Origin of the sequence: Haladaptatus sp. DYF46 (genome assembly GCF_021083305.1) — an archaeon.
Lineage (GTDB): Archaea > Halobacteriota > Halobacteria > Halobacteriales > Haladaptataceae > Haladaptatus.
Map to the genome: position 1 here is coordinate 180,720 of NZ_JAJFAY010000001.1, position 19,728 is coordinate 200,447.

At 61.5% G+C, this 19,728-nt stretch carries 16 protein-coding genes and 1 tRNA gene; 10 read left to right on the forward strand and 7 right to left on the reverse strand.

The window, feature by feature from the left end:
* Nucleotides 1-141: 141 nt before the first annotated feature.
* The 4 genes from LJF34_RS00965 to LJF34_RS00980 are packed head-to-tail and all read left to right on the forward strand — an operon-like array spanning nt 142 to nt 5,425.
* A complete protein-coding gene (locus LJF34_RS00965) occupies nt 142-1,050 on the forward strand; it encodes a glycosyltransferase family 4 protein (protein WP_231182765.1) in 909 nt (302 codons plus the stop codon).
* On the forward strand, nt 1,050-2,102 hold the full coding sequence (locus LJF34_RS00970) for a DUF354 domain-containing protein (RefSeq protein ID WP_231182766.1): 1,053 nt from the start codon (nt 1,050-1,052) through the stop codon (nt 2,100-2,102). The genes LJF34_RS00965 and LJF34_RS00970 overlap by 1 nt, the downstream gene beginning before the upstream one ends.
* A 25-nt stretch (nt 2,103-2,127) precedes the next feature.
* Nucleotides 2,128-3,927: a hypothetical protein gene (locus LJF34_RS00975; protein ID WP_231182767.1), complete on the forward strand. Its 1,800-nt coding sequence runs from the start codon at nt 2,128-2,130 to the stop codon at nt 3,925-3,927.
* A gap of 28 nt (nt 3,928-3,955) precedes the next feature.
* Nucleotides 3,956-5,425, forward strand: coding sequence for an oligosaccharide flippase family protein (locus tag LJF34_RS00980; protein ID WP_231182768.1), 1,470 nt, complete (start codon nt 3,956-3,958; stop codon nt 5,423-5,425).
* Nucleotides 5,426-6,100: 675 nt separating this feature from the next.
* On the opposite strand, the gene LJF34_RS00985 is transcribed toward LJF34_RS00980, so the two are convergent.
* From LJF34_RS00985 to LJF34_RS01010, 6 genes are all read right to left on the reverse strand, one after another.
* Nucleotides 6,101-6,185 (reverse strand) — tRNA-OTHER (locus tag LJF34_RS00985).
* Nucleotides 6,186-6,250: 65 nt separating this feature from the next.
* Nucleotides 6,251-7,198, reverse strand: coding sequence for an NAD-dependent epimerase/dehydratase family protein (locus LJF34_RS00990; protein ID WP_231182769.1), 948 nt, complete (start codon nt 7,196-7,198; stop codon nt 6,251-6,253).
* Nucleotides 7,195-8,775: an alkaline phosphatase family protein gene (locus LJF34_RS00995; RefSeq protein ID WP_231182770.1), complete on the reverse strand. Its 1,581-nt coding sequence runs from the start codon at nt 8,773-8,775 to the stop codon at nt 7,195-7,197. Before LJF34_RS00995 ends, LJF34_RS00990 begins: the two co-directional genes overlap by 4 nt.
* Before the next feature lie 258 nt (nt 8,776-9,033).
* Nucleotides 9,034-9,993: a polysaccharide deacetylase family protein gene (locus LJF34_RS01000; protein ID WP_231182771.1), complete on the reverse strand. Its 960-nt coding sequence runs from the start codon at nt 9,991-9,993 to the stop codon at nt 9,034-9,036.
* Nucleotides 9,994-10,081: 88 nt separating this feature from the next.
* Nucleotides 10,082-11,902: a glutamine--fructose-6-phosphate transaminase (isomerizing) gene (gene glmS / locus LJF34_RS01005; RefSeq protein WP_231182772.1), complete on the reverse strand. Its 1,821-nt coding sequence runs from the start codon at nt 11,900-11,902 to the stop codon at nt 10,082-10,084.
* 508 nt (nt 11,903-12,410) lie between these two features.
* The gene (locus tag LJF34_RS01010) at nt 12,411-12,821 is read right to left on the reverse strand and encodes a chemotaxis protein CheW (RefSeq protein WP_231182773.1); all 411 of its coding nucleotides are present in this window, start codon (nt 12,819-12,821) and stop codon (nt 12,411-12,413) included.
* A 168-nt stretch (nt 12,822-12,989) separates the two neighbouring features.
* Between LJF34_RS01010 and LJF34_RS01015 the strand changes: the two genes are divergently transcribed.
* The 6 genes from LJF34_RS01015 (at nt 12,990) to LJF34_RS01040 (ending at nt 18,682) form a co-directional block, all read left to right on the forward strand.
* Nucleotides 12,990-13,328, forward strand: coding sequence for a helix-turn-helix domain-containing protein (locus LJF34_RS01015; protein ID WP_231182774.1), 339 nt, complete (start codon nt 12,990-12,992; stop codon nt 13,326-13,328).
* Nucleotide 13,329: 1 nt separating this feature from the next.
* Nucleotides 13,330-13,608 (forward strand): hypothetical protein, encoded by a 279-nt coding sequence (locus tag LJF34_RS01020; protein WP_231182775.1) that lies wholly within the window; start codon nt 13,330-13,332, stop codon nt 13,606-13,608.
* Between the two features lie 182 nt (nt 13,609-13,790).
* Nucleotides 13,791-14,420, forward strand: a complete 630-nt coding sequence (locus tag LJF34_RS01025) for an archaellin/type IV pilin N-terminal domain-containing protein (RefSeq protein ID WP_231182776.1) — start codon at nt 13,791-13,793, stop codon at nt 14,418-14,420.
* A gap of 98 nt (nt 14,421-14,518) precedes the next feature.
* On the forward strand, nt 14,519-15,739 hold the full coding sequence (locus tag LJF34_RS01030) for a HEAT repeat domain-containing protein (protein WP_231182777.1): 1,221 nt from the start codon (nt 14,519-14,521) through the stop codon (nt 15,737-15,739).
* A 282-nt stretch (nt 15,740-16,021) separates the two neighbouring features.
* Entirely contained in the window at nt 16,022-17,788 is a 1,767-nt protein-coding gene (locus tag LJF34_RS01035) for a methyl-accepting chemotaxis protein (protein WP_231182778.1), read from the forward strand.
* Between the two features lie 27 nt (nt 17,789-17,815).
* Nucleotides 17,816-18,682, forward strand: coding sequence for a CheF family chemotaxis protein (locus LJF34_RS01040; RefSeq protein WP_231182779.1), 867 nt, complete (start codon nt 17,816-17,818; stop codon nt 18,680-18,682).
* A 149-nt stretch (nt 18,683-18,831) separates the two neighbouring features.
* Here LJF34_RS01040 and LJF34_RS01045 read toward each other — a convergent pair whose 3' ends face one another.
* Nucleotides 18,832-19,701, reverse strand: coding sequence for a CheF family chemotaxis protein (locus LJF34_RS01045; protein WP_231182780.1), 870 nt, complete (start codon nt 19,699-19,701; stop codon nt 18,832-18,834).
* Between the last annotated feature and the right edge of the window lie 27 nt (nt 19,702-19,728).

The following is a 19,728-nucleotide window of genomic DNA, read 5'->3' on the forward strand; positions in this document are numbered from 1 at the left end:
TTTTTCGGTACGACCCACCTGTCTCCGGGAAAGAGGTGGATAACAAAGGCCGACTCGGCCATCGAATTCGGCAACGTGTCGAGAGGAGCTTCACAAGCGAGGACTGGCATCCAGCAGGATTCACTGCGGGTACTGAACCTCGTGACGAACACAGACGCCCGCTTTTATAACGAACAACTGCGGGTTCTCGCGAAGCGCGGCGTCCACGGAGAGACACTCGCCCCACCGGGAACCCACCGTGCCCGACAGTCGGTCACGAAACGAACACCGCGGGATTACCTGCGGTTCTTCCCGACGGTCATCCGGAACTCGCTCGACGATTACGACCTGATTCACGCGAACTACGGGTTGACCGCGCCGATGGCGCTGGCACAACTCCGACTGCCGGTCGTCCTCTCGCTGTGGGGGTCGGACCTCCTCGGCGAGTACGGATGGTTGAGCAAACTCTGTGCCCGCCACTGCGATGCGGTCATCGTCATGTCGGATCAGATGGCGGCCGAACTCGACGCCCCGTGTCACGTCATCCCGCACGGAATCAACCTCTCGCGGTTCGCCCCGCAACCGAAAGCGGAAGCCCGCGAAACCGTCGGCTGGGACCCGCGGACGAAACACGTCCTCTTTCCCTACCCGCCGACGCGGGAGGTAAAGGACTTCCCGCGAGCGGAGCGGGTGGTCACGGCTGCGGGCCAGCAGGTCGAGGGGTCCGTCGAACTTCAGAGCGTGTACGGGGTTTCCCACGACGAGATGTCCACCTACTACAACGCGGCGGACGTGCTCCTTCTTCCCTCGAAGAGCGAGGGGTCGCCGAACTCCGTCAAGGAGGCGATGGCCTGTAACGTGCCGGTCGTCACGACCGACGTCGGCGACGTGGAAGAACGCCTCGCCGACGTCTCGCCGTCCCACGTCTGTCGGTCCGACGACGAGCTCGTCTCCGGACTGGTGGACGTTCTCTCCTCCCCGCGCCGCTCGAACGGCCGGGAGAACGTCCAGGACATCAGCCTCACACGTATGGGTGAACGAATCCACGCCGTCTACGAATCCGTCGTCTGATGCGCATCATCATCACCATCCAGCACCCCGCTCACGTACACTTCTTCCGAGAAATAATCGATATGCTCCAGCAGCGCGGGCACGAGGTGTTCGTCTTCGCCCGCGACAAGGACATCGCGTTGTCCCTCCTCGAAGAGTACGACATCGACCACACCGTCCTCGCCGGGTCAGCGAACTCGATAACCGAACTCGCGCGCGTACAGGCGACCTACGAGGCCAAACTGCTCCGCGAAGCCCTTCGCATCCGCCCGGACGTGATGACCGCCATCGGCGGCGTCGCCGTCTCGCACGTCGCACCGCTGGTCGGCGCGCGAAGCGTCGTCTGGATCGACAACGAGGGAGTCCAGTCCCATCGAATCACGACGCCGCTCGCGCACATCATCTGTACGCCGAAGCGGTTCCGAGACGATTACGGCGACGGCCACGTCCGCTACGACGGGTTCCACGAACTCGCCTACCTGCATCCCGACCGGTTTTCGCCCGACCCGGATCGGCTCAGGGAACACGGCGTCGAACCGACGGACCCGTACTATTTCGTCCGATTTCGGGAGTGGTCGGCCCTGCACGACGTGGGCGAGGCGGGATTCTGTCACGAGGCCAAGCGTGACCTCGTTTCCTTCCTCGACGAACACGGCGAGGTGTACGTTTCGAGCGAGTCCGATCTCCCCGAGGAGTTCGCGCCCCATCGGCTTCCCGTGCCGCCCCACCTCGTCCACGACCTCCTCGCGTACGCGAACCTCTACGTCGGCGATTCGGCGACGATGGCGACCGAGGCGGCCGTTCTCGGCACCCCGTCGGTACGCGCACAGTCGTTCGCCGGTCGGGACGACATGACGAACTTCCTCGAACTGGCGGAGTACGGACTGCTTTACTCGACGGCCGACGACTGGCAGGCGGTCGAGAAGGCGAAGTCGCTCGTTCGGACGGCGGACCGCGAAACGTTCGAACGTCGTCGGGACCGCCTGCTCGCGGACAAGATCGACGTTACAAGGTTCGCCACCGACCTCCTCGTCCGCGCCGGGACGAATCAGGCGGTCTATAACAAAGGGTGACTCCGGCGACGCTGGTGACGATTGAATGGCACGCACGTATGCACACCGACCGGAAAAGGTGGCACTCGTTCTCGGGTTCTGTGCGCTCGCCGTCGGCGTGTTCCTCGCACACGACTCGCCGGCGCGGGGCTACGAACTCTCGATTTACCGAGCGACACCGCTCCTCTTCTGGGCCGGCGCGGGAATCGCGCTCCTCCTCGGAATCGGGGTCGCGCTGTCCGCACCCGACTGGTATCGTTCGCTCGCGCTCGTTCTGGGCGGGACCACCGTCCTCTCGATCGCGTCGCTCCCGCTCATCAGGGGCTATCACTTCTACGGCCCGGGCGACTCGCTGACACACCTCGGCTGGACGAAGGACATCGTTTCGGGCGCGATGCCGGCCTACGACCTGCTCTATCCCGGAACGCACACGATCGCCATCGTCGTCCACGAAGCGACCGGGATTCCGCTCCCGCGAGCCATGCTCGTGATGGTCTCCGCGTTCGTCCTCGTCTACCTCCTGTTCGTCCCCTTCGCCGTGCGCGTCGTCGTGGACGACGACCGAGCGGTGACGTACGCGGCGCTCTCGGGATTCATGTTGCTCCCGATAAACGCCATCAGCGTCTTCGTCATGCCGCATCCGACCTCGCAGGCGATACTGTTCCTCCCGCTGGTCATCTACCTCGTGGCGAAGTACGTCACCGCGACGAACCCTCGCGGGGTTCCGCTGCTCGGGACCGGGGCGGGCGCCCTCCTCGCGCTATCGTCGATGGCCATCGTGTTCGTCCATCCACAGCAGGCCGCAAACGTCATCCTGTTGTTCGGCGGCGTCGTCATCGTCCAATTCGTCTATCGATTGTTCCGCGACGAACACGCCATCGCCCGCCATCGACCGATGTACACACAGACGTTCTTCCTCTCGGCGATTTTCCTCGCGTGGTCCCCGTTCCACCGGCGTTCGGGCGGGGCGGTCAAATCGCTCATCAGCAGCCTTCTCTCGGACCCGACCGCGGGTGCGGACTCCGCCCACGCGGCCGCAAGCCTCTCGCAACTCGGGGGGAGCATCAAACTGCTGTTCCTGAAACTCTTCCTCGTCAGCTTCCTCTTCCTCGTTATCGCGGGCTTCTTCATGCTCGCCGGCCTGCTCAACCGCGTCCGTGGAACCGATACGAGCGCGTTCAGCAAGTACATCGCCGTGGGAACGTTCCCGTTGGGTGTTCTCTTCGTGGCCTTCCTCATCGCCAGTTACGGCCAGTTCCACTTCCGCGTCCTCGGGTTCATGATGGTCCCCGTCACGATACTCGGCGGGGTGGCCCTCGCGCGCGTCGTGGATTGGCTCGGGGGAAAACTCTCCTTCCGGCCCGACGGGGCGCTCGCCGGAATCGCGGCGGTGCTGTTCGCCGTCATGCTGGTTCTCTCCCTCTTGACGATATTCCACTCGCCGTACATGTACCAGCCGTCCGGGGACGTCTCCGACGCAGAAATGTCCGGCTTCTCGACGGCGCTCTCCCAGCGCGGCGAGACGACGTTCACCGGACTTCGAGCGCCCGGCGAACGGTACTCGGACGCGATTCTCGGCTTCGAGCGGAGCAGAAGCGCCGACTTCCGGGGACAGGGTATTTACGGCAACTACAACGCCACGGGGGAGAACTTCACCGCGGGCCGGTTGAAGCGGGTCTTCGACGGGCCGCGCTACCTACCGATAACCGAAGCGGCGAGGGAGCGCGAACTGGCGGTGTATCGCGGGCTTCGGTTTCCGAAACGCGGGTTCAGAACGTTGGAGAGTCGCCCCGGCGTGAACCGGGTGCAGTCCGGCGGCGGGTTCGACCTCTACTACATCAGATAACACATCGACGACACAAGCTCATCCGATAATGGACGCAAAATCATTCGCACGTGGATTCAAGGCATCGTTGGGCGCTCGCGCGGTTCACATGGGTGCGACCGGGTTGTTGGTTCTCCTCCTCACCCGGTTCCTGCTCACGCCGACCCAGTACGGTATCCTCGGGAGCGCGCTCGCAGTGTTCGGCGTCGCGGGACTGTTCGCCGACCTCGGCACCTCGAAATCCGCGGCCCGGTACGTCACCGAATACAAGGAACGCGACCCGGGACAGGTTCCCTACGTACTCCGTGCCGCGCTGACCTACCGGGTCATCGCCGTCGTCCTCGTGGCCGGGGTGTTCGCCGTCTTTTCGGGGTCCATCGCCCGCCTCGTCAATCAACCCGAACTCGCCCCGCTGATGATCTTCGGCGCGGGGTACATCGCGTGTTACTCGCTTTCGACGTTCGCCGTCGTCGTGTTCCAGGGCTTCAACCGGGTGACGTGGAGCGCGGTGACGAGGGCGACGGGAAGCGTGAGCCTCCTCGTTTTCGTCGTCATCGGCGTCCTCGTCTTCGGTGGCGCTGAGGGGGCACTCTTCGGGTACGTCGTGAGCTACGCGGTGGCGACGGTCGTCGGGTTGGGAGTCCTCTACTGGAAGTTCTATGCGCCCAGCGACGCGGCCGACGAGTCCGAGGACGGACTCGCCAGCCGCGTTCTCAAATACAGCATTCCGCTCACGGCGACGCAAGGGGCGAACGTCCTCGACAAGCGCATCGACACCATCCTCGTCGGGGCCATCAAGGGCCCGCTGGCGGTGAGCCACTACTATCTCGCCAAGAACATCGCCACGTTCATTCAGGCTCCGGCGGCCTCCCTCGGATTCACCATCTCGCCGACCTACGGCGAGCAGAAGGCGGAGGACGCACGGAACGCCGCCGCCAGCCTCTACGAGACCACGTTTCGGCACACGCTCCTCCTCTACGTCCCCGCCGCCGCCGGACTGATACTCGTCGCCGGTCCAGTCGTGACGCTAATCTTCGGCAGTAAGTACGCCGGGGCAGTCCCCGTCGTGCAGGTGTTCTCCGGGTACGTCGTCCTCGAAGCGGTGACGCTCATCACCAGCGACGCGCTCGACTATCTCGGACGGGCACAGGAGCGGGCGTGGGCCAAGGGCGCGACGTCGGCGGCGAACTTCGCCCTCAACCTCGTCCTCATCCCCTCGATGGGGGCGGTCGGCGCGGCGTGGGCCACCGTCGCTACTCACTCGGTGTACGTGCTGGTCAACCTCTACGTCGTTCACCACGAACTCGAACTGTCCGTCGCCCGTCTGCTCCGCCACGTCGCCTTCGTCTTCGGCATCACGCTCGCCATGTCCGCCGTCGTCTTCGTCGCCCTCCAGTTCACGTCGGGACCGTTCTCGCTCGTCGGCGTGGTGCTGCTCGGCGGTGCGGTCTGGGCCGGACTCGCCACGGCGAGCGGCCTCCTCGACGTCCGCCGCGTCGTCTCCGTGCTGGGTTCCTGAACCGGACCGTCCGTGTCCGATGGGCGTCCTTTTCTCACCGTTTTCAGTCCGCTCATTGCCCCCCGTTCGTCTTCATCCCGAGTTACGACTCATCGCCAGCGTTCGCCGACGACGGACGTGAGGGGCTCACCCGGTTCCGAGCATCGATTCCTCGCCGTCGGTCACGTCCATCAGTTTGAGGAGTCGTCCGCCACTGGAATGGAAATGCCGAAAAAGCGGGAGTCAGACGAGACCGCTCGTCGTCGACGGCCACTACCGCTAGTGCAGACTGTCGTCACGACGGCGTCAGTGGCTCCCGTGACGAGACTCCTTCCCTTCGGGTTTTCGCTCGGTATTCCGGTTCGAATCGGAACCCGATGAACTGCCACGGGATTGAACGGGAGTTGCGTACGGATTTCACTCCTCACGTTCGTTCGTCGCAAAAGCGGACGGGGCGGGATTCGAACCGGACCCAGCGGTTCCTGCTCGTCTCACTCCGTTCGACTGCGCGGGCGTGCCGCTGGCAGGATTCGAATCTCCGGGTTGGTCATCACTCTTGACGTCCGCTCGTCGCAAAAACTGAAGAGGCGGGATTCGAACTACGTGAAGACGGTCGCTCACATCCGTTCGCGCTGCGTCTTCCCTCCTTCGAATCCCTGTATCGTTTTCACTCCTCACGTCCGTTCGTCGCGAAAACGGAAGGGGCGGGATTCGAACCACGCGAAGCCTATCAAGCTCCCACCGACAAGTCGGTGGTGCTCTACCACTGAGCCACCCTTCCTCGTCCACACAGAGGAGCGGGACTACCTTTGTTATGGTGGCCCTGAACGGCACCAGGGAACCGGGTCAGATCGCGGTTCCGTCCGCCAGTTCCGCGAGCCCGTCGGTGAGCGAAACGTTCGGTTCGTATCCGAGCGCCGTTCTGGCCTTCGTTACGTCCGCCCTACTGTGGTCGATGTCGCCCGGCCTCGGGTCCGTGTGGACGATGTCCGAAGACGAGTCGGTGACTGACCGGACCGTCTCGGCGAGGTCCCGAATCGTGACGCTCTCGCCCGTTCCGACGTTGAACGCTTCGCCGGTTCGGTCGGTCGTGGCGGCGCGGCAGTTCGCCTGCACCACGTCGTCCACGTGAACGAAGTCGCGCGTTTGGGTGCCGTCGCCCTCGACGGTGATGTCCGCGCCTCGATTCGCTTGGTCGAGGAAGGTTCTGACGACCGCACTGTACTCGGGATTCTGGCGCGGGCCGTAGACGTTGAAGTACCGAAGCGTGACCGTCTCCAGCCCGTAGAGGTCCGAAAAGCGGCGGGCGTACTGGTCGGCGGTCAGTTTGTCGATGCCGTACGGCGAAGTGGGGCGTTTGTGCTCGGCTTCGACGACCGGCACGGAGTCGGGATGGCCGTACACCGCAGCGCTGGAGGCGAGGACAACTCGTGCGTCCGCACGCCGTGCTTGGTCGAGGACGACCAACGTGCCGCTTCCGGTGACGGCGTGGCTTCGAAGCGGGTGTTCGACCGACTCGGACACGCTGACCAGCGCAGCCTCGTGAAAGACGGTATCGACGTCGGTCATGGCTTCCTCGACGGTCTTCGGGTCGCGGACGTCGCCCTCGATGAGCGTCGCGTCCGCCGGGACGTTGCCGCGCTCGCCGGTGGAGAGGTCGTCGAGGATTCGAACGTCGTTGTCACGGACGAGGCTTTCGGCGAGGTGACTGCCGACGAATCCCGCGCCGCCCGTCACGAGAATCGTTCTGTCGCGGAGCGCCGGTTGCGACGTCGAAGTCGGCGTCTCCGTCATTCCATATACCCCAATCCGCGCAGTCGATCCTCAACGTCGTCGAAGTCCGCTTCGACGGTATCCGACGATCCCGCCTCGCCGTAATCGCGCTGCGAGACGGCGCGACGACCCGGCTTCGACCGCGAATGGAAAATCTCCTTCAGAACGCGTCCGTCGGCGTCCGACGGGACCGCTTCGTCCAGCGCGTGGAGGAGCGTCGGAGCCACGTCCGCCACGGTGGCGTCGGTGGGCGTCGATTCGGCTTCGATGCTCGCCCCCCACGCGAAGAAGATGCCCTCGGGGCGGTGGCTGGCGACTTTGCTCCCGCTGTCGGCGAACACGGAGCGCGTCAGCGACACCGCCGTCTCGTACTCGTCGTCGCCTTTCACCACGAGGTCCGGCGAGTAGGGGTCGGTCGGGAACAGTTCGTCGCCGTCGTGAACGTTCAAGGCCTCGTCCTCGGTTTCGGGGTCGGTCAGGCCCTCGAACAGGGTCCGGAGGTCGTCTTTGATGGCGGGGACGTCCTCCGGCGCGACGACGCCTGGGTCAAAGCGCATGGTGTCGTTGATGTAGACGTTGCCCGACCCGTGGGCGAACGCGACCGTCTCGTCGAAATCGACGTCGTAGAGGTTGTGGTCTCCGGGTACCTGACTCGCAACCGAATCGACCAGTCGTCGAGGGAGGTGTTCGACGAGCGACTTCTCGTTGATGCCCAGTCGGGCGATAAGCCCCTCGATTCGGTCCTTCGTCAGTCCCATTTTGGCCAGCGTCCCTCGCGTGCCGTTGCCCCCCTTTCGCGTCAGCAGGTTCTCGCGTTCGAGGAGGGTGTTGAGGAAGACGAAGCGCGAAATCGGGCCGAAGCCGTGGTCCGAGGTGACGAACAGCACCGCCTCGCGGGATTCGATGTACTCCATCACTTCCCCGAGGATGTCGTCCAGTTCGCGGTAGTGTTCGAGGAGGGCCTCGTCCTCCCAGATGAGGTGCTGGAGGCGGTCCGGCGCGGTGTAGACGAAAAAGAACAGTCGCCAGTCTTCCTCCATCAGTCGTCGCATCAGGGTCCGCCGCGCGTCGAGCAGTTTGGACAGTTCCTCACGGAACTCCTCGGGGCGGTCGCGGTACTCGTCCCACGACAACCCGATTCGATAGTCGGGAATGTCCCGAGCGATTTCGTCCGCGAGTTCGGGCGGTTGCGTGAATCCCTCGCCCATCTCCGGCGTCATCATTCCCGTGACCACCGACCCGTCGATGTCGCTCGCGGGATAGGTCATCGGAACGTTGCCGACGACGGCGGGCGAGATGATGTCCCACAGCTCCGGTCGCCGAACGTCCGCGCTGGTGTTCATCCGGTGCGTGTAGCCCTTTTCGAGGTGCTGAAATCCGTACAGACCGTGCTTGTCGGGCCAAACTCCCGTCGCAATGGTCGGCCACGCGAGCGGTGTCGCATCCGGTGTGGTACTCGTGAGCGGCCCGGCGGCCCCCTCTTCGAGCAACCGAGCGAAATTCGGTAGCTTTCCCTCTCCAGTCCATCGCCGAATCAAATCCCATGGGACGCCATCCAGTCCGAGGACGAACGCCCGCTCCGGGCTCGAAGTTTCCATCGACATAGTATCGTTGCCGGGGCAGAACGCCTGCCCGTGGCTCTACCCGTTCCAATACCGGGATTCGCTTTGTTATGGGCCGGTTTCGGTGATTCCGGCACGGTCTACTCGAAATTTTCCCCGCCGATTCGACGTGATGGCCGTGCGTGACCGGTCGGTGGATGCGAAACGGAGTGCCGTGAAAGGAGCTTCGAGCGGCGAGTGAAAGTACAGCGAACTCACACCCGAAAAACGCGCGTCTCGACGACCGGCCGACCGTTATCGCGGACCGATGGGTGTCCGTTTCGTCGCCGGGTCGGTACCGCGGATTTCACTCGCGATGTCCCCCATCGTTCGGACCTGAATCCGTGCCTCGTCACGACGTTCAGCGAGGTGTTCGAGGATGGTTCGTAGCCGCTCGAAATCACGCTCCTCCGTGAAGTTGTTCGGGTGCATCCAGAGGTGAAACACGCCCTCGTCCGCGTCGGCGGCGCGGTCGATCCCTCGCTTTGCGGATCGTGTGAGCGGGTCGTCCCACAGTCGCTCGGTGATGGTTCGAGCACGGCCTTCGTAGCCGAACAGGAACATCGAAGCGGGGATGTTCACCAGCCCGTACTCGTCGAGCTCGGGTTCTACGAGCGACGGATTCGTCTTGCTCACGGTCAGGTCGATGAACTTCCCGAGCGAATCGAATCGCGATCCGTCGTACCAGAGTTCCGGCCGCTCACCGCGGTAACAGGTGAAACCGTAGGCGGCGAGCACGTCCCGATGTCCGATGTTGTTCCGGGGAAAGACGAACGACTGGAGGGTGTATCCCGCATCGTCCGCCACTTCCAACCCCGCTCGCGCTTCGGCGACGGCGACTTCACGGTCCGTCTGCTCGTCGCCGAACTCCACGTGGGAGAACGTATGACAGCCGAGTTCGTGGTTCGCGTCGGCATCGACGATGGCATCGATGAGTCCGTCGTTAAACCAGAGCGGATGTTGTTTCCCGACGCCGCCCGGATCACGGTCGAACCAGTCGTCCCTCGGTCCCGGATGATTCGCGTGTGTGCCGTCGCACGATTCGAGGAAGAGATGTCCGACCACGGCCCACGTCGCGGGAACGTTAAACTCGTCGAACAGTGCGACGAGCCGCGACCAAGACGTTCGCGCACTCTCGACGTGTTCCGGTATCTCTTCGAGGTCGTGATATCCCCATGCGAGTTCAGCGTCGAGAGAGAGGACGACGGCGTTCATGTCCGGCAAAAATGCGGTCGGAAAGCGATTAAACCGCGCCGACCGTTCAGTTTCGTTCTGGTGGGTAAGCGACGATTACCCGGTCGCGTCATTCGACAGTCACGCTCTTCGCTAGATTGCGTGGTTTGTCGATGGGTCTGTCGAGGAGCTCGGCGGCGTGATACGACAGGAGTTGGAGTTGTACGTTGGCGAGGATTCCCGCCACGTCGGGGTGGGTGTCGGGAATCGTCAGCACGTCGTCCGCGTGCTGGACGACCGCCTCGTTCGCGTCGCTCGCGACCGCGATGACCGGTGCGCCGCGAGCCTCCACTTCCTTGACGTTGCTCAGCGTCTTTTCGTCGTGACGACCGTCGAACACCGCGATGACCGGCGTCGTCGGCGTCACCAGCGCCAGTGGGCCGTGTTTCAGCTCCCCGGACGCGAAGCCCTCGGCGTGTTCGTAGGAGATCTCCTTGAACTTGAGCGCCCCTTCCAGCGCGACGGGGAAGGCAGTCCCTCGGCCGATGAAGAAGTAGGCGTCGCTGTCGTGGTACCGTTTCGCGATACGATGGGCCTTCGTGAAGTCCAATATCTGCTGGACGTGGTCCGGCAAGTCGGCGAACGCGGACAACACCGTCTCGATGTTCTCGCTTCGGTGGCCGGTCGTGTCCCGGACGATCCGCTCGCCGAGGAGGGACAGCGACGCGAGTTGCGAGGAGAACGTCTTCGTGGCGGCCACGCCGATTTCGGGACCGGCGCGGATGAAGAGCGCGTCGTCGCACTCCCGTGCGGCGGTCGACCCGATGACGTTCGTCACCGCGAGGGTCCGTGCCCCACCCGCGCTCGCCCGCCGAAGAGCGGACAGTGTATCCGCCGTTTCACCGCTCTGTGTGACGCCGATGACGAGGGTATTCTCGTCCACCGGCGGCGGCGAGACGGCGTACTCGCTGGCGAGGAACGTCTGTGTCGGCACGCCACGACGTTCCATGAAATGGCTCCCGGCGAGCCCGGCGTGATAGGAGGTCCCGCAGGCGACGAACTGGACGCGCCGAACCTCTTCGAACGTTCCCGCAGGGAAATCTTCGAGGGAGACGTCTCCGGTGATGTGTTGGACACGTCCGCGGAGCGTCTGGCGGAGCGCCGCCGGTTGCTCGTGAATCTCCTTGAGCATGTAGTGTTCGTAGCCGCCTTTCCCGGCGTCCTGCGGGTCCCAATCGACCGTCTGCGTCGGTCGTTCGATCGGCGTCCCATCGAGTTTCGTTATCTCGTGGTGCCCGGCTTCGATGACGACGACGTCCCCGTCGTCGAGGAATATCACCTCGTCGGTGAAATCCAAGAACGCGGGAACGTCGCTCGCGAGGAAGTACGTGCCTTCCTCGATGCCGAGGACTAACGGCGACCCCGACCGGGTCGCGTACACCGCGTCGCTTCCTTCGACCAGCATGGCGACGGCGTAACTACCGGAAAGCCGACGGACCGTCCGCCGGAACGCTTCTTCGGGCGTCGCTCCCCGGTCGAGGTGTTCCTCGACGAGATGCGGAATGACCTCGGTGTCGGTGTCGCTTTCGAAGCGATGACCCCGCTCCGAAAGCTCCGTTCGGAGCGCTTCGTAGTTCTCGATGATGCCGTTGTGAACGACGGCGACCTCCTCCGAACAGCCGGTATGGGGATGGGCGTTCGCGTCGGTCGGCGGGCCGTGCGTGCTCCAGCGGGTGTGACCGATACCGAGTCCGCCCGCCGGCACTTCGTCGATCAGCATATCCTTCAGGTGCGAAATCTGCCCTTCACGCTTGAAGACCGACGGGCCGCTGCCGTTTTTGACGGCTAGTCCTGCCGAGTCATAACCCCGATATTCGAGGTTTTCGAGGCCGACGAGCAACTCGTCCACGGCCTCTTCCGTTTCGCCGACTCGGGCGATGATGCCACACATCAGTCCACTACCTCCAAAGAGTTCTTGTCACTCATTGACGACGAAGCGATAGCTGGTGGTTGTTCCGGTGGACGATACGACTTCGATAGGTTGTCCGTCTAGCGTTCGGGAATCTCATAGGTAACTCGCCTCCGCTGTGTTCAGCACCCTCGGACGTCTCAGGTCTCGGGGTTGAACGGTAACTACGAATACCCGCTTTGCCTCTTTGTTATACGCCTACTGACAACGTCGAAGGATCGTCTTAGGGTTTGCCAAGACGGTCGTACCTTCGATCGATATTCTCGGGAGGAAAGTCGAACGCTCCGGCGATACGCTTCGAAGAAGTGTCGGAATCCGCCGTTACGATTTCACTACTTCCGGACGACGAACGATGAAACTAACGTCGCTATCGCTCCGCCGATTATATCGAAGTACTATCATCTTCAAACGACGCACCCATCGGGGAAGCGACGACAAAATAACGGGGCGAATCGACCATCGAAACCGATGTAGTTGTCGAACCGTCGTTTCAGACGTTGATGGCCGACGGTTTTACCCAGATGACGAGGTCGTCGTCCTGTCGAACGACGCCGTGGACCGATTGGCTCTCGACCGACTCATCGACCTCGACGTCGTCCAAACTGACGACCTGATTCACTTCGTCGATGACCCAACCGATGCTCCGTTCGTCCTCCGTCTCGAATACGATAACGCGGTTCCCGGTTCCCGAATCGGTCAGTCCCAGGACCGTCTTCGGGTTGACGATCGTCGTCGTGGTTCCGCGGAGGTCCATGACACCCTCGACGTGTGGTTTCGAATCGGGAAGTTTCGTCAACTCGTGCCGGTCGACGATCTCGTCGATGTGTGCGATATCGATACAGTACCGCTTGTCCTCGAGCCGGAAGACCAACACCTGCAACGGAGAACCGTTCTTTGACATGATTGGTTCTCCCGTGGGAGTTCACTTTACTGTTCCGCCAGCCTCTCTATCGGGAATATTCTATTCCCGTTGAAATCACTTCTCTACAATTCGAATTCTTTCGTACTAAGTTTCTGATACGGTTGTGGCGATATCTTTTTATGGTCTGATTATCAAAGTCGATAACCGATGGGGTCTGTGGAACTGCTGCGAGTACTCGGCAACAAATACAACGCCGAAATCCTCGATGCAACACACGAGCCGAAATCCGCACAGGAACTGAGCGACGAACTCGGTATTCCGATAGCGACGAGTTACCGACGAATCGAAGAACTCACAGACGCGAACCTCCTCGAACTGAGCGGTCGTGAATTTTCGAACGAGGGGCGTCGAACGAAAGTGTACCGACGGGATATCGATGCCGTTGCGATTTCGTTCCAGAGCGACGGCATCGACGTTTCCATCGAGGACCGACCGGACGTGGAAAACGCGCTGGTCGATGTGTGGCGGGACCTAAAGGAGCGCTAGGATGCAAACGATAGAACTCCTCTACGGTGTTTTCAGCGTCTCACTCGCCGTTGCCGGGCTATCGATGGTCGCGTTTGCGGTTCGCGCGTACCGTCGAACGGGCCGACGGACCTTTTTTCATCTCTCCATCGGGTTCGTTCTCGTCGTCGCGGCGGCCATTGCGACGACCGTCAGCGCGTTCGTTTCCGATTTCGAATCGATTCGGCTGTTGCTGTCGGTTAACTATCTCTTTTCGAGCGTCGGATTCGTCTTCATAATATTTTCAATTATAGGAAGATGATACTTCTCGATAATAGTGCTCCGAATACAGAATCCGATTAGGACGTATTCTGCTGTGTGAAGCCATATAACTCAGATATCAGGCCTGATAATTGGATACGTAACTTTAATACAATCCTTTGATTCGTTCCGCATAGGGTCCGGTCCATGATACATATGGATGCGGACATGAAGTGAGAAATCATGAAAGACGCAATTCAACAGCGCCTCAACAATCGAGGTCAGGTCGGTATCGGAACGCTCATCGTGTTCATCGCGATGGTACTGGTCGCCGCCATCGCGGCCGGTGTCCTCATCAACACGGCGGGCTTCCTCCAATCGAAATCCGAACAGACGGGGCAGGACAGTACCGCACAAGTTTCCAACCGCGTGCAGGTCGTTTCCGGCTTCGGAAACGTCACGACGCTCGACGGTACCGGATCCTATAGTGCGACCGGAAAGGAGTACGTGGACGAAATCAACCTGACGGTGATGCGTGGCTCCGGTTCGGACGACATCAACCTCTCGACGGCCACCATCGAGTGGATCGGCCCGAACAAGGCGAAGACGCTCGTGGACGGAACCAACGCCAACGCGACCCAGTTCAACGTCTCATCGATCAAGGACGAAGACGATTCGGTGCCCGTCCTCAACGGGCAAGACGACCGGTTCACCATCACGCTGAACGCCAGCGGAATCGCCGGCCCTAGCGTCTACGGACTCGAAGAAGGCCAAACCGTCGAGCTCCGACTCACGACGCAGTACGGTGCCGTCACCCTCTACCGCGTGAACGTCCCGCAGTCGCTCTCCCAAGAGAGTGCGGTGACGGTCTAAGCGACTTCTTCTTCGCTTTTTACGTGCAACCTACCCCTCTTTGAGTCCGGTCTTTGTCGGAAAGGTAGATTTTTCATTCAGCAGCGTAAGTCAAACTCGTGACATCGCTGTTCACTCTCGAAAAAGAGGCAGACGCGGAACGCCTCGTCAAGTTGCTCACCGAGAGCAGCAACGACACCGTCCGACAGCGAGCCGCGGAAATCCTTGGCGACCTCGACGTCCCGGACGATGAAGTCGTTGATTCACTGACCACGGCCGCACAGGGCGATTCGAACGGTGCGGTTCGAGCGGCCGCTATCGACGCACTCGACCAACGCGAGGCCGTCGAACAGCTCATCGCCGCGATCGTCGGCGAGGAGGTACATGGGAGCAGAGCGGAATGGGCACGGGCTGAAGAGCTCACCGACGCGCTCACTTCCCCACAGCCCGAGCTTCGCATGGCGGCAGCGAACGTACTCGGTCGGATCGGTAGTCGCTCGGCGACGGAGAACTTGATCCGCCAACTGTCCGACGAGGACCCGCGAGTCCGTGCCCGCGTAGCCCGTGCATTGGGTCGGCTCGAAGACAAACGGGCCGTGTCGCATCTCGCGGAGCGGCGAACCGACGAGGAGGTCGACGTTCGTAGGGAAACCGCCGAAGCACTGGGCCGAATGCAGGGTGAGGAGGCACTTTCCGTACTCCTCGGGATGCTCGACGACCCGGCGGAGGCCGTGCGACGGATTACCGCCGGATCGCTCGGGAACTTCAGCAGTGCAAAACCCCTCGATGCGCTCGTCGGCCTGCTGGGCGACAAATCCGAGGCAGTTCGGAAGGCCGCCGTATTCTCGCTGATCGAACTTCTCTCCAACGTCCCGCCGGAGAAGAGTCACGAACTTCGAGAGACGATGGTTCAGAAGCTGAGTACGAGCGACCATCACGTCGTCGTCAGCTCGCTCGTCGACATCATCCGGGAAGGATCACAAGCCCATCAGCGCCGGAACGCGACGTGGCTACTCGGGCGAGTGACGGGCACGAAACACCGATGGGAGGCCATCGAAACGCTCGTCGGTGTTTTGGATGCCGAGGATGGAATGACCGCGCAGTTCGCGGTGACGAGCCTCGCGGCCATCGGGGGCGAATCGGTCGAAACAGCGCTGTTGGAAGTCCTCTCGGACCCCGAGGCGACGACGGATGCACAGGCGATGGCCGCCTTCGGACTCGGAAAGGTGGGCGGCGAACGCTCACGCGAACGGCTCGATACGCTGGTGGACACGACCGACGACGACGAGGTCAGAAAGCGCGCGTTTTCGGCACTCTCGAAGCTCGGTGGTCGAGCATAATTCGGATATGTGTCATATATCATGGCATACGAGTTATCTATTTTGAGATTTTACTAAAGTTTTATATCCGTTTGGTGTCTTGATTCGGCAACAATGGTTACGGACCCACTTATCCGGGTTTTAAAGGGTTTGATTCGCGACCCCGACACGTCCGGTGAGTCTCATAAACGTATCAAATTCGATGGAGGGACACAAACAGGTCAGGTAGATGTTTCAAGTAAGAACAGAATATCGACAGATACGATCGCGGACGTATATGGTGGGACCGGCGCCACCAACGATTTGCGTTCGTCACAAATCGAGCATCTCAATGGACTTTTCTCGAACACCGAAGGGTCGATCGCGGACGCTCCCCAGCTCGGACGCGAACACGCGGACGAAAACGTCCCGAGCGCGGCGTTTGCCGCCACGTACGGCGTGGCGTTCGAAGCGATGGTGGAGGCGGCCTTCGACCGACTCGACCACAGACTCGGGGATGGGAACGATGCGGTTTCCGACGAACTCGAACGTGCGGAATCGGACCTCATCGACGCGATGCGGTCCGGAATGTCGGGGATACAAGGCGGCCTGAAAGCACACGAAGCCGCGCTGTCGGGCGCGGTGGGCGATGAGGACGAAGACGAACTCAACGTCGACGACGAGGCGCTCCTCGACGGCATCGGCGTTCCCGTGTTCATGCTCGATGTGAATCACGAAATCGTGGCATGGAACAGTTCTATCGAGGAACTCACCGGCACGCCGCGTTCGGAAGCCATCGGTTCGACGGAAGCCAGCGTTGCGTTCTATCCCGATGGCCGTCGTGGCAAGACGCTCGCGGACAAAATACTCGAAGCACCCCAGAACACGCACCTCTCGTTCGACATCGAACAGGATGCGGACGACCACCATCTCTACCGCGACAGCAGTCACATGGTGGATTACCAGGGAGAGGAGCGAGAAATAGACTTCTCCGCCAAACCGCTCCATCAAGACGGTGAACTCATCGCGGTGGTCGAAACGGTAAACGACCGTACCGAGGACGTTCGTCGCCACGAGAGCGTGGCGGGATTGGTCGAGGAACTCGGAACGACACTCACCGCGATGCGCAGCGGCGACCTGTCGGCACGGGCCGACTTCGCGGACGAACACGACGCTGTCGACGATCGACTCATCTCCGTTGTCGACCAGGTGAATGACATGGGGGAGCGTTTCGAACTCCTCGCTCAACGGGTGGAAGAACAGGCGTCCGAACTCGCCGAATCCGTCGACCAAGCCTCCGGGTCCGCTCATACCATCGAACAGCGGGTGGACAAACAGACGGAGCTCCTGTCCATCGTCGCCAACGAGATGGAGAATTTCAGTGCGAGCATGCAGGAAGTCGCCGCGAGTTCCGATCAAGTCGCATCCGCGGCGGAACAGGCGAAAGCCGCCGCTGATACGGGTCTTGACTCCAGCGAGGGCGCACGCGAGGCGACGGACGACGTCATCGAAATGAGCGACGACCTCGTGGAAACCGTGACGGAGCTCGAATCACAGATGACCGAAATCGAAGGGGTCATCGAAGTCATCGCGGAGGTCGCAGATCAGACGAACCTCCTCGCATTGAACGCGAACATCGAGGCTGCGCGGGCGGGCGATGCCGGCAGCGGCTTCGAAGTCGTCGCGGACGAGGTGAAGGAACTGGCCAACCAGACCAGAGAACACACCGAGGAGATCGCCGGTCGAATCGAAGACATCCAGTCGCAGGCCAACGAGACGGTCGTCGCGGTCGAGGAGTCGAACCAGCAGGTGCGGTACGCAGGTAAGGAAATCGAGGACGCCCTCATCGCCCTCGAAGAGATCGCGGATGCCGTGGACGAGGCCGCAACCGGCGTCACCGAAGTCGCGGAGGCGAACGACGAACAGGCAGCCAACGTCGAACAGGTCATGGCGACCGTCGAGGACGTGCGCGATACGACCAAAGAGGTCGAATCCGCCACGGAGGATATCGTCGGCGCGACGATGGAACAGACCACCGCGATAAGCGAACTCGCCGACCGCGTCGGCGACCTCACATCGGGCTCGAACTGACGGACACGATTTCCATCTCTCTCACTCATGAGTGAAGGCGAATACAAAATAACGGACACGCGGGGGAAGTTCCTCCAAGCGATGAAAGGCGGCCACAAGCTGAAGGACGCCGCTTGGACGAGCGGCCGCGTTCTGCTATCGAACCGACGGCTCATCCTCGCCGGAAACGGCGGTAAACGAACGATTCCGTTGTCGAAGATCAACGGCATGAGCGGCCGATACGACGTGAACCAATCGGTCGCCAGCGTTTCCGACTACATCAGCCTGGAGTTCGACGGCGACGTCTTTCTCGTCTCGTCGCAGTTGGAGATAGACGAGTTCGAGGCGAAACTGTACGGAGCGATGTTGAACCAGTCGATGATCCTGGTGAAGCATCCTGCCGTCAAGGGCGGAGTGGTACAGAACACTGACTGGGAGCGGGCTCGGGTGAAAGTGGAAGTCGGCGAGGTCGGTATCGCCGTCGCCAGCGGAATCTTCATTCAACTCGAACTCGACGACATCGGACAGGTCGACACTGCCAAGCGGACCGTCGAGGGGGAGACCCGGACCGTCCTCGAAGTCGAGCATTCGGAAGGAAGCACCAGCATCCAGACGTACATCTCCGGGAAGTCCCGTCGCTGTTCCCTCCTCGGGTCGCTCTTTTCGAAGGGCGAACAACAGAGTAAATCCGGTGCGGAGTTGTCGGAGACCGAAAAGGAGGTGTTGATGGCGCTGTACACCGGCGTTTCCGCGTTCGAGATCCCCGACTTCCTCGGCATGGACGTGGACAAAGTGGAGGAGATATTCGAACGACTCATCGAACTCGACGTACTGGAGGAGGTCAGGAAGCGCCGTGAAGTGAGCCTGAAGACGCGCGGACGGAACATCGCCAGCGAGTCAATCAGCGAAAAGTAGCCGTACCGAATCCCGTTCGTCTGTTATGCTTCGTGTAGCGTTACATCGGGTTCACCATCGGTGATTTCGACGGTCATCATGGTCGAAAGCGATGAATGACAACGTCCGTCGCAGACGTGCTGGAACTGCGGAGAGGTCCCCGTTCCGACTCAGGTGTTGACTTTCTCGATGCGGTCGCTGACCAGCATCTTCCCGGGGGCGGTCAGTGACAGGCCGTCGTTTCCGGGGTTCACCAGTTCTTTCTTCTCGATTTCGGTGAGGACCATCGCGGCGCTCCCGGCATCGATTCCGAGCGCCCCGGCGAGGTTGCCGCTGTTCGCGCCGGAGTAGATGGCGACGAGGGCCTCCATCTCCTGCTCGGTGACGTCGATACGTTCTGCACGCTGGGAGATTTCTGCATACTCCAGTCGGAGATAGCGACCGAGGTGGTTCAGTTTGCGTTCGGTAGCGACGACGAATTCGGAGGTGACGGTCTGCCCATCGTCGTTGTGCCGAATCGCAACGACGGTTCGCGACTGTCCGCCGACGTCCCGGTTCTGTTTTTGGAAGTAGCTCACTCCGGAGAGGTCGACGACGAACGGATCGGGAATCCCGAGGAACTCGACTTTCCCGGGTTGGATGCGAAGCTTTCCGGTTTCGAACCGTTCACCCATCACGCGTCCGCCGACACGCGCTGGGTGTTTCACGGTAACGGGAGTACCGCTCAGAATGGCCTTGAAGAGGAACACTTTGAACTTCCCGACGCTGTCGTTTTTTGCCTCGATGACTGCCGTGTGGCGACCATCGTCCCCCTCGAAGGCCACCGTGATGGTGTCCTGAAAGAACCCTTCCAGTTCGGACGGGACGTGTCCAACCGAGATGTCGAATATCCTGTGGAGTGGAATCGTCGTCTTCGATCCGCTTTCCGCCAAAACGAGCCGTTTTTGACTCAGGATGATTCGACCGCGAACCGGTTCTGGCGACGGTTCCGTATCGAGGCTGTAGCGTGCGACGAAGTCGGCGATGGCTTTCTCAGACATGGCGTTGCTCCACGGTCCGCTTTCGTT

What these genes read in the sequence shown, in the direction of transcription:
- LJF34_RS00970 (WP_231182766.1), top strand. Translation starts at nt 1,050, where the DNA reads ATGCGCATCATCATCACCATCCAGCACCCCGCTCACGTACACTTCTTC.
- LJF34_RS00975 (WP_231182767.1), top strand. Translation starts at nt 2,128, where the DNA reads ATGGCACGCACGTATGCACACCGACCGGAAAAGGTGGCACTCGTTCTC.
- LJF34_RS00980 (WP_231182768.1), top strand. Translation starts at nt 3,956, where the DNA reads ATGGACGCAAAATCATTCGCACGTGGATTCAAGGCATCGTTGGGCGCT.
- LJF34_RS00990 (WP_231182769.1), bottom strand. Translation starts at nt 7,198, where the DNA reads ATGACGGAGACGCCGACTTCGACGTCGCAACCGGCGCTCCGCGACAGA.
- LJF34_RS00995 (WP_231182770.1), bottom strand. Translation starts at nt 8,775, where the DNA reads ATGGAAACTTCGAGCCCGGAGCGGGCGTTCGTCCTCGGACTGGATGGC.
- LJF34_RS01000 (WP_231182771.1), bottom strand. Translation starts at nt 9,993, where the DNA reads ATGAACGCCGTCGTCCTCTCTCTCGACGCTGAACTCGCATGGGGATAT.
- glmS (WP_231182772.1), bottom strand. Translation starts at nt 11,902, where the DNA reads ATGTGTGGCATCATCGCCCGAGTCGGCGAAACGGAAGAGGCCGTGGAC.
- LJF34_RS01010 (WP_231182773.1), bottom strand. Translation starts at nt 12,821, where the DNA reads ATGTCAAAGAACGGTTCTCCGTTGCAGGTGTTGGTCTTCCGGCTCGAG.
- LJF34_RS01015 (WP_231182774.1), top strand. Translation starts at nt 12,990, where the DNA reads ATGGGGTCTGTGGAACTGCTGCGAGTACTCGGCAACAAATACAACGCC.
- LJF34_RS01020 (WP_231182775.1), top strand. Translation starts at nt 13,330, where the DNA reads ATGCAAACGATAGAACTCCTCTACGGTGTTTTCAGCGTCTCACTCGCC.
- LJF34_RS01025 (WP_231182776.1), top strand. Translation starts at nt 13,791, where the DNA reads ATGAAAGACGCAATTCAACAGCGCCTCAACAATCGAGGTCAGGTCGGT.
- LJF34_RS01040 (WP_231182779.1), top strand. Translation starts at nt 17,816, where the DNA reads ATGAGTGAAGGCGAATACAAAATAACGGACACGCGGGGGAAGTTCCTC.
- LJF34_RS01045 (WP_231182780.1), bottom strand. Translation starts at nt 19,701, where the DNA reads ATGTCTGAGAAAGCCATCGCCGACTTCGTCGCACGCTACAGCCTCGAT.